This is a genomic window from Nocardia coffeae (assembly GCF_019890715.1).
Classification (GTDB): domain Bacteria; phylum Actinomycetota; class Actinomycetes; order Mycobacteriales; family Mycobacteriaceae; genus Nocardia; species Nocardia jiangxiensis.
The window spans coordinates 1410050-1425365 of the sequence record NZ_JAINZY010000001.1; the positions used below are offsets into that span (position 1 = coordinate 1410050).

The 15316-nt window shown below is 66.1% G+C and carries 12 protein-coding genes; 8 read left to right on the forward strand and 4 right to left on the reverse strand.

Annotated elements, in window-relative coordinates:
* Nucleotides 1-724 precede the first annotated feature (724 nt).
* From K7711_RS06040 to K7711_RS06055, 4 genes are all read left to right on the forward strand, one after another.
* Complete coding sequence (locus K7711_RS06040) at nucleotides 725-2641, forward strand: alkyl/aryl-sulfatase (RefSeq protein WP_222965549.1); 1917 nt, start codon at nucleotides 725-727, stop codon at nucleotides 2639-2641.
* A gap of 9 nt (nucleotides 2642-2650) precedes the next feature.
* Nucleotides 2651-4405 carry a SulP family inorganic anion transporter gene (locus K7711_RS06045; RefSeq protein ID WP_308014488.1) on the forward strand — a complete coding sequence of 585 codons (1755 nt, stop codon included), beginning with the start codon at nucleotides 2651-2653 and terminating at the stop codon, nucleotides 4403-4405.
* 12 nt (nucleotides 4406-4417) lie between these two features.
* Nucleotides 4418-5095 carry a GAP family protein gene (locus tag K7711_RS06050; RefSeq protein ID WP_222965551.1) on the forward strand — a complete coding sequence of 226 codons (678 nt, stop codon included), beginning with the start codon at nucleotides 4418-4420 and terminating at the stop codon, nucleotides 5093-5095.
* A 429-nt stretch (nucleotides 5096-5524) separates the two neighbouring features.
* Entirely contained in the window at nucleotides 5525-6364 is an 840-nt protein-coding gene (locus tag K7711_RS06055) for a hypothetical protein (RefSeq protein ID WP_222965553.1), read from the forward strand.
* On the opposite strand, the gene K7711_RS06060 is transcribed toward K7711_RS06055, so the two are convergent.
* Nucleotides 6361-7512: a tetratricopeptide repeat protein gene (locus K7711_RS06060; RefSeq protein ID WP_222965555.1), complete on the reverse strand. Its 1152-nt coding sequence runs from the start codon at nucleotides 7510-7512 to the stop codon at nucleotides 6361-6363. The genes K7711_RS06055 and K7711_RS06060 overlap by 4 nt on opposite strands.
* Before the next feature lie 285 nt (nucleotides 7513-7797).
* Between K7711_RS06060 and K7711_RS06065 the strand changes: the two genes are divergently transcribed.
* Nucleotides 7798-8019: a hypothetical protein gene (locus tag K7711_RS06065; RefSeq protein WP_222965557.1), complete on the forward strand. Its 222-nt coding sequence runs from the start codon at nucleotides 7798-7800 to the stop codon at nucleotides 8017-8019.
* Between the two features lie 70 nt (nucleotides 8020-8089).
* Here K7711_RS06065 and yczR read toward each other — a convergent pair whose 3' ends face one another.
* Nucleotides 8090-9481, reverse strand: a complete 1392-nt coding sequence (gene yczR / locus K7711_RS06070) for a MocR-like transcription factor YczR (RefSeq protein WP_222965559.1) — start codon at nucleotides 9479-9481, stop codon at nucleotides 8090-8092.
* Between the two features lie 61 nt (nucleotides 9482-9542).
* Between yczR and yczE the strand changes: the two genes are divergently transcribed.
* The gene (gene yczE, locus K7711_RS06075; RefSeq protein ID WP_222965561.1) at nucleotides 9543-10442 is read left to right on the forward strand and encodes a membrane protein YczE; all 900 of its coding nucleotides are present in this window, start codon (nucleotides 9543-9545) and stop codon (nucleotides 10440-10442) included.
* Between the two features lie 252 nt (nucleotides 10443-10694).
* Nucleotides 10695-12062, forward strand: a complete 1368-nt coding sequence (locus K7711_RS06080; protein WP_222965563.1) for a glucose-6-phosphate dehydrogenase — start codon at nucleotides 10695-10697, stop codon at nucleotides 12060-12062.
* Between the two features lie 19 nt (nucleotides 12063-12081).
* Here K7711_RS06080 and K7711_RS06085 read toward each other — a convergent pair whose 3' ends face one another.
* Complete coding sequence (locus K7711_RS06085) at nucleotides 12082-12894, reverse strand: class I SAM-dependent methyltransferase (RefSeq protein WP_222965565.1); 813 nt, start codon at nucleotides 12892-12894, stop codon at nucleotides 12082-12084.
* A gap of 36 nt (nucleotides 12895-12930) precedes the next feature.
* Nucleotides 12931-14496 carry an MFS transporter gene (locus K7711_RS06090; RefSeq protein ID WP_222965567.1) on the reverse strand — a complete coding sequence of 522 codons (1566 nt, stop codon included), beginning with the start codon at nucleotides 14494-14496 and terminating at the stop codon, nucleotides 12931-12933.
* A gap of 80 nt (nucleotides 14497-14576) precedes the next feature.
* Between K7711_RS06090 and K7711_RS06095 the strand changes: the two genes are divergently transcribed.
* Nucleotides 14577-15239: a winged helix-turn-helix transcriptional regulator gene (locus K7711_RS06095; RefSeq protein WP_222965569.1), complete on the forward strand. Its 663-nt coding sequence runs from the start codon at nucleotides 14577-14579 to the stop codon at nucleotides 15237-15239.
* Nucleotides 15240-15316: the final 77 nt, after the last annotated feature.

Sequence of the window (15316 nt, forward strand, 5' to 3'; positions counted from 1 at the left end):
GAAGGAGGTGATGCGAATGGCGAAACATCGCCGGGCAAAGAGCAACGCCCCGATCGACTACGACATGGTGTTGGTAGCAACTGCCGTGATCGCCGGGGCGCTCACACTGGTCCGCTGGATGTGGACTAAGTAAACCCATCAGGTGGGGCGTCGTCGACAGCGGCGCTCCACCGCCCAGCATCACTCTGGTGACCGCCTCAGTGTAATGCAACGGCACACCGCGAGACAGTGAACTGCCCGAGGGCATTTCGGCTCGACCCCGACCGCCGGTGCCGACATCGCGATCCTCCGAGTCCGCTGGCCGCATCCGACGTCGGCGGAACAGCAACCCGACGCCATCCGGATTCCGTCGAGGATGTGCGATGTTCTCGATTCGATTTCCGGAGCAGCCGATTTCTACAATATTGCCGAATGGAATTCTCGACGGGGTAATAGATAGCACCTGGAGAAGATCGGCGCGCTCAGCGAGCTGATCCTAGGACAACTCGAGCCACAAAAGTCAATAGCCATAAGATAGCCGCACAATCGTTACTGGAAGGCGTTCCGCCCGGTAAAGAATGGCCTGCAACCCTTACGTGAACTGATCCCATTTGGTAACATCCAGACCAGCTTCGGTCAATTATCGTGCAGCACAGTCGCATTCACCAGATGACACTCACGCAAACCCGGCCGTCGATCCGTGCCCCGAGTGCGGTTCGAGCATTTCCGGAACGACAGGAGCAACATGACCAACGCGGTTGAACTATCGTCGGCCGATCCCACCGGTCATACCGAAGACCGACTGAAACGAGCGGCGCAATCCCTGCCGCTGTCCGACACCACCGATTTCGACGACGCCGACCGCGGCTTCATCGCCGAGCTGAAGCCGGGCGTGGTCACCAACGGCGACGGGAAAGTGGTGTGGGACAACGATTCCTATTCCTACATCCAGGGAACCTGCCCCAACTCGGTACATCCCGGACTGTGGCGTCAAGCCCAGCTGATGATCAAGCAGGGCCTCTACGAGGTCGTACCGGGCATCTATCAGATCCGGGGCCTGGACCTGTCGAACATGACGCTGATCGAAGGCGACCTCGGCGTGATCGTGATCGATCCGCTGATCTCGACCGAGACGGCCGCCGCCGGCCTGGAGCTGTACCGGCAACAGCGTGGCAATCGTCCGGTCACCGGCGTCGTCTACACCCATTCGCACGTCGACCATTTCGGCGGCGTCATGGGCGTCACGACGACCGAGGACGTCGAGGCGGGGCGCGTCCCGATCCTGGCGCCCGCCGGATTCGTCGAGCACGCGGTCGCGGAGAACGTGTTCGCGGGTATCGCGATGGGTCGCCGCGCGGCCTACATGTACGGCGCGGCGCTGCCCCGCAGCGCGCAGGGGCAGGTCAGCGCCGGTCTGGGCATGACCACCTCCACCGGCACCGTCACCCTGATCCCGCCGACGAAGGACATCACCGAGACGCGGCAGGAGGAGGTGCTCGACGGGGTGCGGATCATCTTCCAGATGACACCGGGCACCGAGGCGCCCTCGGAGATGAACTTCTACTTCCCCGATCACCGCGCGCTGTGCATGGCCGAGAACGCGACGCACACCCTGCACAACATCCTCACCCTGCGCGGCGCGCTGGTCCGCGACGCACACGTCTGGTCGCAGTATCTGACCGAGACGATCACGCTGTTCGGCGACAAGACCGATGTCGCCTTCGCCTCGCACCACTGGCCGACCTGGGGAACCGAACAGGTCACCTCGTGGCTGTCACTGCAGCGCGACACCTACGGCTATCTGCACGATCAGACCCTGCGCCTGCTCAACCAGGGCTACACCGGCATCGAGATCGCCGAGATGATCCAGATGCCGCCCGCACTGGAGAAGACCTGGCACACGCACGGCTACTACGGCTCGGTGAGCCATGACGTCAAGGCGATCTACCAGCGGTACATGGGCTGGTTCGACGGCAATCCGGCACATCTGTGGGAGCATCCGCCGGTCGAATCGGCCGTGCGGCACGTCGCGGCGATGGGCGGTGCGGACTCGGCCCTGCGCACCGCTCGCGAGGCGTACGACGCGGGTGACTACCGCTGGGTGGTCCAGCTGGTGAACTACGTGATCTTCGCCGATCCGGCCAATGCCGATGCGAAAGCCTTGCAGGCCAACGCATTCGAGCAGCTCGGCTACGGCTCCGAGAACGGCACGTGGCGCAACTTCTACCTGATGGCGGCCTACGAGCTCCGGCACGGCAACGTCGGCACTCCGACCGGCACCGCGTCGAATTCGGTCATCGGCGCATTGTCCGTCGATCAGGTCCTCGATGCCGCGGCGTTTCTCGTGAACGGTCCCGCGGCGTGGGATCTGCATCTGGTGGACGACTGGGTGATCACCGACGAAAACACCACCTACCGAATGGAATTGAACAACGGCGTGCTCGTGCACTACGTACTCCCGGCCGACTTCACCGGTCCGGAACCCGACGCGACGTTCACCTTGACCCGCGCGACGCTCATCGGTGTCCTGGCCGGTGGGCAGGATCTGGCCGCGGCCATCCGATCGGGTGAGGTCGGGGTGTCCGGTGATCCGACGAAGCTGGCACAGCTGACCTCCGCGCTGGACAAGCCGAATCCGGACTTCGACATCGTCACCCCGTAGGCGGATTCCGTGCCCGACCCAGGCGCGACGCCGCCTCCCGCGCCGTCCGGATCGCTCCCGCCCGCCGCACCGCGGGCGGGGGCCCTGCGGCGGCTGTCCGCCACATTGGGTAAGCCCTCGCCGCGCGATGTGACCGCGGGGATGGCGACCGGGCTGTTCAGCATTCCCGAGGGGATGGCGTACGCGTCGATCGGCGGATTCAACCCGGTCGCGGGCCTGTACGCGGGCATCGTGCCGCCGATCCTGGGTTCGCTGGCCGCGCCGACCGTCCTGATGGTCACCACTCTGACCAGCGCGATCGCTCTGACCAGTCAGGCGGTGCTGACCGATGCGGGCCTGGATCCGCACGCCGCGGGCAATGTGGCCGCGCTGACCGTGCTGGTCGGCGTGATCATGGCATTGATGGCCGTGCTGCGCCTGGGCGTGGTGATGAGTTTCGTATCCAACGCGGTGATGACCGGGTTCTCCACCGGTATCGCGCTGTCCATCATCACCGGCGTGTTCAAGGACGCCACCGCCTACAAGCCTCCCGGCCACAACAAATTGCTGCAGGTGTGGAACTGGGTCGTGGGCATCGGGCACTGGCAGTTGTCCGCGACGCTGGTGGCGGTGGCGACGATCGCGGTGTGGGCCGCGGCTCGGCTGGTGCGGCCGCTGGCGGAGTTGGCCCTACTGGTGTCGATGGTGGTGGTGAGCATCGCCGTGGCGGTGTTCCGGATCGATGTGGAGACCGTCGGGGACATCGCGCGCATTCCCGCTGTCCTGCCGCCGATTTCGGTGCCGACCTGGAGTGCGATGCCGCATCTGTTCGGTGGTGCGCTCGCGGTGGCGATGGTGGCGCTGGCACAGGCCGCCGGCGTATCGCCGTCGATGCCCAATCCCGACGGGAGTCGATCGAACGTCAACTGCGACTTCGGCGCTCAGGGACTGGCCAACCTCGGCGGCGGATTCTTCTCCGCGTTGCCCTCGGGCGGTTCGCTGTCCCGGACCGGGGTCGCGGCCGGGGTTGGCGCCCGAACCCGCTGGGCCGGAGTGATTTCCGGGGTGTTCCTCGCGATCGTCGTGCTGGTGTGCGGATCACTGGCCGAACACATTCCGATGCCGGTGATCGGCGGGCTGATCATGGTCGTCGGGGCGGAGCTGATCGTCGGCAAGGCCGGCGACATCATGTTGGTGCTGCGGACATCCCGGCTGTCGGCGTTGGCGATGGTGGTGACCTTCGCGGCGACCACGCAACTGCCGTTGCAGCAGGCGATCGTACTCGGCGCGATCCTGTCGTTGCTGCTGTACTGCGTGCAGATCTCCCGGCAGGCCGAATTGGTCGCTCTCGTACGCGATTCCGACGAACGCTGGCGCACCGGAGAGGTTCCGGCGATCCTGCCGCCGGGGCAGGTGACCGTCGTGGAGTACGGCGGTGCAAGCTTTTTCGCGGAATTGTCGCGGCTGGAAGGGAAGTTGCCGGAGGTCTCGCAGGCACGTGGTGCGGTGCTCGTACTCGTGATGCGCGTCGTACCGGAGGTTCCGTCCTCGGCGCTGATCAAGCAATTCCACCGGTACGCAACGCGATTGGAGAAGGCCGGTGGGCGGTTGATCCTCGCCGGGGTACGTCCCGGGTTGGCCCATGTGCTCGATCGGACCGGTCTGAGCGCCCAGCTCGGCGAGGGTGGCGTGGTTCCGGCCGACGAGCACGTCTTCGGGGCGGTCGACCGGGCCGTCACCGACGCACAGGAATGGATTCGCACCCGCCGCGACAGCGAACAGTGAAGGGGCGCAGCGATGCTCGGGACTTCGATCGGCCAGATTCTCAGTCACGGTGTCGGTGTCGCGATCAGTCCGCTCGCACTCGTCGCGATCATCCTGCTGCTGGCCACACCCCGAGCCCGCGCCAACGCCGTCACCTTCGCGATCACCTGGATCGTCGCCCTCGCCGCGATCGTCGCGCTCCTGATCGCGATCAGCGGCCTGGTCGGAGCCAACCACCACGATCACCCCGCGACCTGGGTCGGCTGGGCCAAACTGGTGATCGGCCTGGCCGCCCTGGCGATCGCCGCTCAGCAGACCCGCCGCGCACTACACCCCGCCCCCGACAGCGCGCCACCCGCCTGGGCTCAGAACCGCGAGCACACGACGATCAAAATCATCACGCTCGCAACGACTTTGGCGGTGGTCAACCCCAAGAACCTCACCCAGCTGGCCGCCGCGGCCGTCACCATCAGCTCGGTGACGCCCGGCCACGGAGCGCGACTCATCGCGGGCGTCGTCTTCCTCCTGATCGCCTCCCTGTGCGTCACCATCCCGCTGGCCATCCACCTGTTCGCCGGGGAACGCGCCAACACGGTCCTGACCAGCTGGAAGGACTGGGCCACCCGCCACAACTCCACCATCATGGCGGTCCTGCTCACCATCCTGGGCACCAAATCCGTCGGCGACGCCATCGCCACCCTCACCAGCTGAACCGCATCGAAACGGTTCCATTGTCTCGACGTTCCAAGTGACACGTAATCAGTTGTGTCCCAACGGATCTCGCTGATAGATGACGTAAGGTGGTGATACCTCCGGCCGAGGGGCGGTGGACATGGTCCACACACCGCGCCCAGGAAGGAGGTGGTGGGGAATGGCGAAACATCGCCGGGCAAAGAGCAACGCCCCGGTCGATTACGGCACCATGCTGACAAGCTACGCCGTAATCGCCGGAGCGTTCGTTCTGGTCCGCTGGTTCATCCGGCGGGCTAGCTAAGCTCACCAGGAGAGGCGTCGTTAGGAGCGGCGTCCCCTCCGCCCAGCATCACTCTCGTGACCACCTCAGTGTACTGCAACAGCACACCCCGAGACAGATCGACCGAACCACTCGCGGATCCCGTTGCCTCCCGGGAGAATCGACCCATGGCCGAGTTTGTTCTGACATCGGAGCGTCGAACCGAACTAGCCGCGCTGCTGGCTGACGAGCAGCGTCTGAACAGCGAGTATCCGAAGGTCGCGGAGTACCTCGACGCAGCACCGATCCTCCCGGGCACCGGCGACGAAAGAGCCGATGCCGCATTCGATCTGCGCCTGCTGCACTATCTGACCGGCGACCGTTCGATCAGCACCAACCCGTATTGGGACATCGTCGCGCCGTCCGTTTCCGAACACGACGGACGCCGGGTGGTGAACGGTGGCCGCCCCACCGGAAGCGCCCGCCTCGGCTTCGCCCAGACCATCCTGCAATCCGCCTACGCCTACGCGATCCCCTCGCCCGAGACCATCGACTGGATGGCCCGGTTCTGCGCGGGCCGCACGGTGGTGGAACTGGGCGCAGGCCGCGGCTACTGGGCTTCCCGGTTGCGCGACGCGGGCCTGACGGTCGAAGCCTACGATTCCCATCCGCCGGACCGTGCCGAGAACGTCTCGTTCACCAGAGCCGCAGGCCAGCCGGATGTCTGGTTCCCGGTAGCCCCCTCGGACAACGCACCCGCCCACAGCCCCGACGACGTCCTGTTCCTGTGCTGGCCCCCGGGCTGGGACAACCCCATGGCCTCGGACGCACTCGCGGCCTTCGAATCCACCGGCGGCAGACACCTCGTCTACATCGGCGAACCGCAGGGCGGAAAAACCGCCGACACCCTCTTCTTCGACGCGCTGACCTCCGGCTGGACCTTGAAATCCGAAGACCCCCACTACGTTTCCTGGTGGAACCTCACCGACACCGCCCAAACCTGGGTCAGGCGACAACCCTCCGGCTAGAACCAGGTTCTCGGCCGGACCTGATTGGCCAGATCCACCAACCGGATGCGATGGCCGGCATCGGTGGTCGCACGGGCCAGCTCACGCAAGCCTGCCTCGACGCCTTCGCGCAGCCCCTGCACGGTGTTGGGAGTGCCGAATATCGATGTCTCCGGATTGCGCAGGCGCCCACCGGATTCGAGCCACACCAAGGCGGTCCACAGCAGGATCAGCCGAGTCGGCAGATAGCGTCGCGCATCGGACAGGCTCGCCAGCCTGCCCGCGGCCACCCGCAGATCGGTCTCGGTGAGCTCGGCAGCGGGACCGCCGACGTGCAGGAGGCATCCGGTGAGCCCGGCGGTATCCCGGTGCACCGATCCGGCGGGCAGTTCGTCCAGCACCGCCACCGCCGCGCGCACATCCCTCTCGGCGGTCAGCATCCGCGCGAGTCCGAAGGCAGCGCTTGCTGTTTCGTGATTCGAGTGCCATGCCTGCCGGTAGTGGCCGATCGCCGCGCGCCGCCAGTCGGCGGCGTCGGCGCGCGTCCCGTGCGAGAGCAGCAGCAACTCGGCGGTCACCGCCATGGCCAGGTTCGGCGTCGACTCGTCCGGCAACATCACCCGGACAATGTCGAATTGCCGGTACGCGCGCCGGTAATCCGCCTGCACCAGCGCCGCGATGCCGGTGAACCAGGCGATGCGCCAATCGCCGACGCAGGTGGTCCGCAAGGCATCCAACATCCCCTCGGCCATGTTGTCGTGGCCCAACTCGAGCAACGCCCGGATGGCCTGCAGTGACACCTCGATCTCGAAGCGGCCGGCCGCATCATGTGGGCGAACAGTGATGCGCCGCAACAGTTCCAAGGTATGACGAGGCTGGGCGTGCGGCAGGTTGGCCAGCAGCGCACAGCTGGGGTCCCGGCCGGACACCCGCGGCGCGGGCAGCGTCGCGACGATGTGACGTACGTCCAGGCGCGTCTCACGCGGCTTACCGTCCACCATGCCGTCGAGCTGCGCCACCGCCATGTCGATACCGAATTCGCCACGGGGGCAGTCGAATTCACCCGAAGATTCAGGCTGGGCGACTCCCTGGGCAACGATCTTACCGAGTAGGCCGACAAACCCGGGTTCCGCGATCGCGGGCTCCACCGAGGTGTGAACGGTGACCATGACGGTCCTCCTACACTGCAAACCGTGCCGCTATTTTGTGTAATATAACGCTGATTAGCGGCATATAACAAGAGGTGTCGACATCGCCCGGACTCCAGTTCGACTGTCGGCGCCTGTGGGTTTACGCAGCTCGATTCCTCTTGAAAGCGCCCTGCTCATCAGCACTCCTGTGCCTCAGCTGAGAATTTCCTGAGAACGCCGCGCGCGCCCTTCGAGTCCCCCTCGACCGCGCAATCGCTTCGCTAGGCTCGCGATGCAATCAACCGAATAGCGAAAGGCGGCACCATGACCCGGAAGGTCCTGCTGGCGATGATGGCCGGCGTTCTGATCGCCGCACCAGCGACGGCATCCGCAGATGTGACAGCCGACGCTGTCACCAACCGGCCCATTGCCGCCGAGCCCTTCAACACCGGTTCGGCAGTAACCGACACCATCGTCAACGGCCTCGTCCTGCTCATCTTCGGCCCGGACGACCCGCAGCGCTGTAAGTTCCCCTACTGCTTCTGAGCGGACACCGGCGGTGGACGCGAACGGCCTCGGATCATCCGGGGCCGTTCATGTTGCCACCAAGCGCTTTTCACGCCACAGTCGACGGTTCGTGTTTCCCGCGTTCCCCGCGCACGACAGCTCGTCGCGCTGCGGCCAACTGTGCCACCGCCGAGGCAAGTTCATCCATGGGCAGCGAATAAGGCAGGCGCACATGACGTTCGAATGCACCGCCGATGCCGAACCGCGGTCCGGCGGCGAGGGTGAGGCCGTAGTCCGGCGCGATCGCGGCCAGACGTGAGCTGATCGGCTCGTCGAGAACGACCCAGAACGACAGCCCACCGAGCGGAATCGACACGTTCCACTCCGGAAAGTGCTGGGCCAGTGCGGCATACAGCCCATCGCGCTGCTCCCGAAGTCGAACGATCCGGCCGGGCAGGTGCGTATCGAGGCCGTCGAGCAGGATGCTCGCGGCGAGTTGTTCCAGGATCGGAGTGCCCAGGTCGGTACCGGGACGCATCCGGGACAGGCGGGTCAGGATCGATGATCCGGCGCGAATCCATCCGATCCGCAGCCCACCCCAGATGTTCTTGGACGTCGAGCCGATGCTGATCGCGTCCGGATGATCGGCCGCGAATGCGACCGGGCGGGGCAGATCGATGGCCAGATCGGCCATCGTCTCATCGATCACCACCGGACAGCCCGGATCCAGGCGACGCCGCACGTGCGCGGGCATACACTGCCCGGTCGGATTGTGGAAGTCGGGAATGAGGTACGCCAGCGCCGCACTCCGGCCTGCGACGCGCAGTTGTTCGACGTTCCAGCCGTCGGGTTCGAGCGCGACCGGAACGAGGCGGGCGCGGGCGTCGGTGAAGGCCCGGATCGCGTGCGGATACGTCGGATGATCGATCACGACGCGGTCGCCGGGGCGGACCAGGGTGCGCGCGATCAGGGCGAGCGCGTGCTGGGCCCCGTTGGTGATCATGATCTGGTTCGGCCGCGTCGGCAACCCGCGTCCGGCGTACCACCGCGCGACGGATTCCCGCAGCTCGATCACGCCGTCGCGCTCGTACCCGCGACGATCGAAATAGCGAGGCAGTTTTTCCAATGCGGTGTTGAACGCGCGGTGCAGTATCGGGCCGGGTGCGGCCGGCGCCGCGAACGACAGATCGATCGTCGGCGAGCAGGACGTGGCCTGCCGGTGCGGCGCCGGATCGTCGGGGAGCCGGACGACGGCCCGGGACCGCGCCCGGGTGTCGATGAATTGCGCGTCGGCCAGCGACCGATAGGCGGTGCCGACGGTCGTGCGGCTCACCCGCAGCGCGAGCGCCAGATCCCGCTCGCTCGGCAACGCCGCATCCAGCACCAGACGTCCATCCAACACCAATAGCCGCAGCCGGTCCGAGAGGCGCTGATGCGCCGGACCCGGCCCGACCTGCCAGACTCCCAACATCTGCGCGACCACCGCTGCGCTGATCTTCATCGAACCAGCATCGCAAATCTGGCTATGGAATTGAATACCAGATTTCCCCGAGGATGAGCCGGTGACTCCACCGCATCTCCCGGCCGCCGATCGATTCGTCCTCCGTCGCATGAACGCGGCCGAACAACTGCGCGCCGGACGCAAGCTGCGCAGGATCCCGCAACTTCTGGTCGGCCTCATCGGTTACGGCGCCTCGGTGATGCTGCTGGTCACCTCCGGTCTGGGAGCCGCCAGCTGGAGCGTGCTCACCGAAGGAATCTCCGGATCCACCGGAATCTCGTTCGGAACCGCAACCAACCTCATCGCCGTGGTCGTACTCGTCGCCTGGATCCCGATGCGCGAACTCCCCGGCCTGGGCACGCTGCTCAACGTCGTCCTCATCGGCATCGCCGCCGACGCGACGGCGCGAATCGTCCCACCCCCACCCGACATCGAGATCCGAGCGCTCTACCTGGTGGCCGGAATCGTCGGCCTGGCCTTCTTCGATGCCCTCTACCTCGGCGCACAGTTCGGCGCCGGACCACGCGACGGCCTGATGACCGGCCTGGTCCGACTCACCCGCAAACCGATCCCGGTGATCCGCACCGCCATCGAGGTCACCGTGGCCACCACCGGCTGGCTCCTGGGCGGCACCATCGGCATCGGCACCGTACTCATCGCGGTCACCATGGGCCCGCTCGTCGGCTACTTCCTGCCGCGGGTTGCCGTCGAAATCCCCGACAGGACAACGGAATACCCCGATCGACGGCCCATACCACGCCGATCGCCGCGCATCCGGCTCCGGCGATCCGCCAACCGGGCGCCCCGTCACTCCGCCGAACAAGCCCCGGGCCCCACCGAAGCCGTGAGCAACGAAAAGCCCACCGTCCGGAAGCCCTTCGACGAGCAGGAACGCGAGGGCGCCACCGGCGATACCGAGCAACGATTACCCTTCCGAGCATCCGGAACATCAGATCGCTGACTATTTGCCGCAATGACGTCAGCTGATAATCTGGCCGAGCAGGACGTCGCTCGAGGTCCCGACGATGCGATACGCGACGACGTACGAATTCCATGTCGGCGGTTCCCATCCAGCGTTCCGGGTTCGAACACCGAGATCATGCAGAGACCGAACAGATTCGGCTGAATCCTGTTGCCGGACAGTCCTACTCTCGGAAGGGTCCGCATGCACGATCCCGACGACGTGAACCTCGCCCGAACGAGGACAGATGCCGTGATCACACGACTGGTCGTCTTCGGCGGCACCGGGGACCTCGCCGGTCGCTATCTGCTACCGGCTGTCAGCGCACTGTTCGCTGCCGGACATCTGGACAGTCGCTTCGAAATGGTGTGCGCCGACCGAAAAGGCCGTAGCGAGGCCGAGTTTCAGCAGTGGGTCACGGCTCAACTCGATCGTCACGCCGCGGATACACCGGTCGCGGCCAGGAAATCGGCCGCTGCCGCGACGCGATATCGACGGGCGGATATTCAGAGTTCGAGGGATGTAGCTGAACTATTGCCCGATGGCCAGCCGGTCGCGATCTACCTCGCACTGCCCCCGGCGTTGTTTCCCACAGCGGTCACGACCCTGCACGATGCCGGTCTGCCCGCGGGGAGCCGGATCGTGCTCGAGAAACCGTTCGGTGAGGATCTGGCCGGTGCGGAGAAACTGAATCGGCTGCTCGCGGAGCTCGTACCGGAACGTGCCGTCTTCCGCGTGGACCATTTCCTTGCCATGACCACAGTGCAGAACCTGCTCGGCAGCAGGCTGGCCAATCGCGTACTCGAATCCGTGTGGAACAGTGCGCATATCGCCGAGGTGGAGATCATCTGGGACGAAACGCTCACGCTCGAGGGCAGAGCCGGATATTACGACCATGTCGGCGCCCTGAAGGACATGGTGCAGAACCACCTGCTGCAACTGCTGTGCCTGATCGCCATGGAACCGCCGATCACGTTGTCCGAGCGCGATCTTCGCGACCGCAAGGTCGACGTGCTGCGATCGATCCGGCCGCTGACCGATGCCGACATCCCGCACCGCACTCGCCGGGGGCGTTACCTGGCGGGCCTCATCGGCGACCGCGACGTCCAGTCCTATGTCGATGAACAGGGCGTCGCCCCAGAGCGCGGGGCCGAGACGTTCGCCGAGGTCGAGCTGATGATCGACAGCTGGCGCTGGTCGGGCACGAATTTCGTGCTGCGCAGCGGCAAAGCGCTCGGCGCCGATCGCAAGGAGGTCGCCGTTCACTTCCGCGCGGTGCCGCACATGCCGTTCGGACATCAGGGCGTCGCAGCGCCCGATGTGCTGCGATTCGGGCTCGATCCGGAATGCCTGTCCCTCGAACTCACTGCCATCGGCCCCACCGTCAACACCCTGGAACCGCTCACTCTGACCGCGCGCATGGACCCACCGGAACTTCCGGCGTACGGCAGGCTCCTGCTCGACGTCCTGCACGGCGACCCGTCGCTGGCCATCCGCGCCGACGAGGCCGAACAAGCCTGGCGGGTCGTCACCCCGATCCTGTCCGCCTGGTCCCGCAACTTGGCACCGCTCGCCGAGTACCCGGCGGGATCCGCGGGACCACCCCGCTCGAACCGCTGAGCGAATCCGGCGCCCTCGTCTACATTGCCTCGGCCACTGCCCGGATGGCTTGCAGTCGTCCGTCGGCGAGCGCCGCGGTGAGGTTTTCGGCGCGTGTGCGGAAATCGGGCACGAAGGCGTGGAGTCCCAGCGGGCTCGGGGGTAGCGCCTGCACCATGCGCATGGTGGCGACGGCCTGCTCGGTGAGATCCGCCCAATACTCGATGCCGAATCCCGCCGCCTCGATCATCCCGCGCAGCGAGTCCCGGGTGGCCAGGTGGCTCTGGTCGGCGGCATCCGCCCAAGGGAGCGGGTAATCGGGTTCGCCGACCACACCGGCGGAGACGATGTCCCACAGCGCGAGCCGTCCCCCGCCCTCTACGACCCGGCGCATTTCCCGGTAGAGACCGTTCTTGTCGGCGATGTTCATCTGGACGTGCTGACTGAACACGACCTGGAAAGTGGCGTCCGCGAACGGAAGTGCGGTCACGTCCGCTCGACGGACTTCGATCCGGTCGTCGAGACCGACGAGGCGGTTGAGCCAGCGGGCGGTGCCGCAGTAGTCCTCGACCATATCGACGCCGGTGACCCTGCACCGGAATCGATCGGCCAGGTATCGAGCGGTGCCGCCGATGCCGGTCCCCGCGTCGAGAACCGCGCTGTCCGGAGCGATCGCGATCAGATCGGCCAGCTGGCCGGTGGCTATGCGTCCGCTGGTGTGATAGTCCTCGAGCATCGCCAGGTCCGCAATGTGCAACTGGCCGAGGTCCTTTCCGGCGGCTACCAGGGCTCGCTCGATATCGGTCCGCGATGTGCCCGTCGAATACTGGGACGGGATCCGGCTGTGGTTCATCTCTGACTCGCTTCGATGGAGGGACGGGGGTCGGACTCATTGCGCGACGGTCTCGGACCGGGCCGAACGATGGTGTGTCTGTGGCCGTTGCGGCGGTTGCGCGGGTAGGAACGCGACGGCGAGCAGCGCCCCGACGGCCGCGACCACGCCCGCCACGACGCACCCGATGCTCAGGCCGTGGTCGAAGGCGTCGGTCGCGGCACGGCGAACGGCGTCCGCGGCGGGACCTCGACCGTCGGCGGCGAGCCGGGCGGCCACGCCATAGGCCATCCCGACGGACTGGTGCGTGAGGTCGGTCAGCGCCCGCGGCAGTGCTTTCGGCAGACCGGTGTCGAGGCGGGACCCGTACAGCGAGGCGTAGACGCTGCCGATCACCGCTACGCCCAGGGTCCCGCCGAGCAGCCGGGTGGAGTCGTTGATCGCGGAGCCGACCCCGGCCTGATGGGCGGGCACCGCCCCCATGATCGACTCGGTCGCGGGTGCGATGGTCAGGCCCATGCCCAGGCCGTAGACGACCATCTGGATGGCGATGACCCCGTAGGGAAATGTGGGTGTCAAGCCGGTCGCGACCCAGAAGTAGAAGCCCGCCTGCAGGACGAGTCCGGCCGTGACGACGGCCTTGGTGCCGATCGTGATGGCCAGCCGCGTGCCGACAGCCGACCCGACGGCAACCGAGACCGCCACGGGCAGCAGGTGCACGCCGGTGGACAGCGGGCCATAGGTCCGGATGAATTGGAAGTACTGGGTCATCAGGAAGATGAACCCGAACAACGTGAAGAATCCGACCGTCACCGATGCGCTGGCGGCGCTGAAGCGCAGATTAGCGAACAGCCGCACATCGAGCATCGGCTGGTCGGCCCGGCGCTCGGCAAGGACGAATGCGATCGCCAGAAGCGCCGCGCCGGCGTATCCGAGGAGCGACGCGGGCGCGGTCCAACCGCGGTTCGGCGCCTCGATGACGGTATAGACGAGCACCGCCATGAAACCGCCGGACAGCACGAGGCCCGGGAAGTCCAGCCGATGCGCGGTCACGGACTTCGATCGGGGTACGAATGCCGCGGCCGTCGCGATGACGGTCAGCGATACCGGTCCGAGCGCGTAGAAGATGCTCGACCAGCTGAAATGCTCCAGGAGATAGCCGCCCACGATCGGCCCGAGCGCGATGGCCATGCCGCCGGTCGCGCCCCACAATCCGATCGCCAGCGCGCGTTCCTTCCGACCGGTGAACACTCCGGTCAGCAGCGACAGCGTGGCCGGGAACGTCATCGCCGCACCCAGCCCCATCACGGCACGGGTAGCGATCAGCTCACCCGGGGAGTTCGCGTAGCCGCCGACGAAACTCGCGGCCCCGAACACCAGCAGACCAGCCAGCAGCATGCCCTTACGACCGAAGCGATCGGACAGGCTGCCCGAGGTGAGCAGCAGCGCGGCGAATACGAGGTTGTAGGCGTCGACCACCCACTGCAGTTGCGCGGTGTCGGCACCCAGTTCACGGGTGAGCGTCGGCAGCGCCACGTTCACCAGCGTGGTGTCGAGGTTGATGAGGAACGAGGCGGCCAGAAGTGCGGTCAGGATCAGTGGTTTGGATCGCGGAGGAGTCATAGTTGAATGCTAGGACTAGTAAGTAGAGTTTTTCAACTACTAAAACCAGATCTTCTACTTATATTTGATAGAGTGGTTCCATGCGAAGCTATGGCCAGTACTGCTCGATCGCTCGCGCCCTCGACGTCGTGGGAGACCGGTGGACGCTGCTGATCGTGCGCGAACTGCTGATACAGGGCCCGTGCCGGTTCACCGACCTGAAGAACGGGCTGCCCGGAATCGCCGCGAACCTGCTGTCCACCCGCCTGCGCGAATTGGAGCAGGCCGAGTTGATCGAACGCGACGAAGCACCCCCGCCCATCGCGACCACCCTCTACCGGCTCACCGAGGCGGGCCACGCATTGGAGCCCGCTCTCAAAGCAGTCGGACTCTGGGGCATGCGCTACATGAGCACGGTGGACCGGCAGGACACCTTCCTGCCCCAGTGGCTGGCCTACGCGCCCGCATGGTTCACCGTCGACGCCGACCCCGAGGCGCCGCCGGCGGTGGTTCAGCTCGACGTCGGCGACGCGCACGCGGTCATGGAGATCAGCGGCGGACGAGTCGAAACCCGCGTCGGACGAGCAGACTCCCCCGACCTCGTGCTCAACGGGCCGGCCAACGCCGTACTCGGCCTGCTCATGGGCGTGATCGACCTCGATGTCGCCACACAGATCGGTCTCACCGCAACCGGCCGCCGCGATGTGCTCGGCCGCCTCCGCCCCATCGCCGAGATACAAGAGCCCACTGCGCACGCCTCCTGAGGAAACTACTTGCCTGATAGGAAAGCGAGATGCTACTTTCCTATCAGGCAAGTAGTTCGACGTAAGAAAGTCTTGGA